General features: G+C 70.1%; 1 protein-coding gene and 1 pseudogene. Both read right to left on the bottom strand.

Going from position 1 to position 1,931, the window contains the following annotated elements:
• A partial coding sequence (locus G3I65_RS18770; RefSeq protein ID WP_160697264.1) for a serine hydrolase occupies positions 1–390 on the bottom strand: 390 nt, incomplete at its 3' end.
• A gap of 669 nt (positions 391–1,059) precedes the next feature.
• Positions 1,060–1,931: pseudogene (locus tag G3I65_RS18765) on the bottom strand (hypothetical protein); the annotation flags it as partial.

Below are 1,931 nucleotides of genomic sequence, written 5' to 3'. Positions count from 1 at the left end.
GGGGTCGGCGGGGTCGGACGGGAGCCCGCTGGTGTGGCTGAGCAGCCGGCGCGGGGTGAGGCCGCGGTCCAGGCCGGCCACCCCCAAGGCGTCGCCGACGGGTTGGTCGAGCTCCAGGTCGTCATCGGCGACGAGCACCATCACGACGGTCGCCGTGGCCACCTTGGTGACCGATCCCGACGGCACCGCGGAGTCCTCGGTCATCGGCGTGCCGCGGTCCTGGTCCTCGACGCCGGTCTGGACCACCACCCGCTCGCCGTCGCGCAGGACCGCCAGCTGCGCTCCCGGCACCCGGTGCCGGCGAGCCGCGCGGTCCAGCACCGCGTCCAGTCGTTCCGCCGTGACCCGTTGCCGGTCCGAGGCGAGGTGACCGTCTCGTACGGATTGCATGACCCGACCCTCCGATATCGCACGAAAAACCCAGCACCGCGAATGCCTCACGACCGCAACCGCCCCGAACAACCCCCGCCAGCACCGCCCATCGAGGCCGCTGGAATTAATACGCTGCCTGCTCGCCGGTGATCGTCAGTACCGCCAATCGTGGGATCCCCACATACGCACCCCCCGGTTCGGCGCTACCCAACGTAGCAACGACAACGGCACCATTCCACGAGTTGAGCGGCCATTTACCCGGTGGTTTCCGGCACTGGCACACACGGCGAGCAACGGCGGGTAGCGGCAAATCGCCGGACCACGTCGCCGGCTTGGTTCAGGCGGCCACTGCTCGACCGCTGGAGCGTGTTACCCGGTGGCACAAGGAGTTAAACAGGCGATCTTCCACCACTTCCCGCTCTCAACCCGGGAACCCCTCGACAGGCTCGCGAACTGCGGAAACGCAATTCTTGATCTTTCTTTGGGCCGATTACCGGCGAGTCAAGCAGCACATCCGGACGCACGTGCACTGTATCGTGCACCCGGTCGCGGGGTTTTATTTCACATAATTTGCCGCGCGTCCCAGCGCCTGGGAAACAGGACAAGAACCGCACCACCCGATTGGACCGTAACGAAATAGGCGGTGAAATTCGGAGGGTTACCGGCCGCTTTCGCGCCTCCAGACGTTCACTCCGGCGGGCAGGTTCGTTCGCCGGAATCCTCCCCGAATGTGTGCTGCCGGGGTGCGCCCGCGCCGGCGCCCGCGGCCTCGCGACCGGCCTTCGGCACGACCGTCGCTTCGCCCAGTTCCCACGGGTCCGCGGTGCGACCACCAGGTTCGATCCCGTACCGCCGCAGCCGCTCGGCCTCGCCGGCGCGGCCGGTCCGATCCAGCAGCCTGGCGAGCAACCGCAGGGTGCCCGGTTCGGCCGGCCGGATCATCCAGCTCTCGCCGTCGGCCTCCAGCCGCACCCGGAGCAACGCCTCCGCCTCATCGACGCGGCCGAGGCGCTCCAGCAGGCGGGCCAAGTGCTCGGCCGCCGCCCGGGAACCCCGCTGTTCCTGAACCCGCAACGGCCCTTCGGCTTCTTCGACCCGGCCCAGGCCGTCCAGCACGCCGACCAGCAGCGGCACGGCCTGCACACCGAGTTCGGCGCTGCGCCGGAACCAGCCGACCGCCTCGTCGATCTTTTCGTGGTCCACCAGCAGGTCCGCGAGATACCACATGGCGGCGGGGTCACCGGCCCGCACGTGGGATCGGAGCAGCGTTTCGGCTTCCGCTTCGAGCCCCCGCCGACGCAGCCGAACCGAGAGCATCGAAACGGCGAGCGGCTCGCCGGCGTCGGCGCGGCGGCGCAGTTCCGGCTCGTCCGGATCAGCCACCCTCGGCCCCGGCCGGGGTTCGTCGCTGTCGTAGCCCAGCAGCAGCTCGATGGGCACCGCGGGCCGCTCGAGATCGCCGGTGCGCCGGGTCCACGCGTGCGCCTCCGCCGTGGCCCCTCGCAGCTGCAGCAGGAACGCGAGCAGCCGCATCGCGCCCACCTCGCCGGCCTCGGCCG

It is taken from the genome of Amycolatopsis sp. SID8362, from assembly GCF_010550475.1.
Taxonomy (GTDB): Bacteria; Actinomycetota; Actinomycetes; order Mycobacteriales; family Pseudonocardiaceae; genus Amycolatopsis; species Amycolatopsis eburnea.
Note: the sequence above shows the minus strand (reverse complement) of the source record. Positions and strands in the feature narration are given on the sequence as shown.